Origin of the sequence: Streptomyces sp. NRRL B-1140 (assembly GCF_001280065.1) — a bacterium.
Taxonomy (GTDB): Bacteria; Actinomycetota; Actinomycetes; order Streptomycetales; family Streptomycetaceae; genus Streptomyces.
The window spans coordinates 1-209 of record NZ_LGEA01000084.1 but is presented as its reverse complement, the minus strand read 5'-3'; the positions used below and the strand labels follow the sequence as shown (position 1 = coordinate 209).

Sequence of the window (209 nt, the reverse complement as noted above, 5' to 3'; positions counted from 1 at the left end):
GGCAGTACTAGCGCCTGATCCATCCTGGATCGTGCCGAGTAGTCAACGTTCCACCCATGAGCAACCAGCATCAGACGTTCGCTGATGTACTGGCCTCTGACCTCACCCCAAGGGGATCGGTAAGAAGTGCTCCTTAGAAAGGAGGTGATCCAGCCGCACCTTCCGGTACGGCTACCTTGTTACGACTTCGTCCCAATCGCCAGTCCCAC

General features: G+C 56.9%; 1 rRNA gene. It reads right to left on the bottom strand.

What is annotated here, in order from left to right:
- Positions 1–137 precede the first annotated feature (137 nt).
- A 16S ribosomal RNA gene (locus tag ADK65_RS10170) occupies positions 138–209 on the bottom strand; the annotation flags it as partial.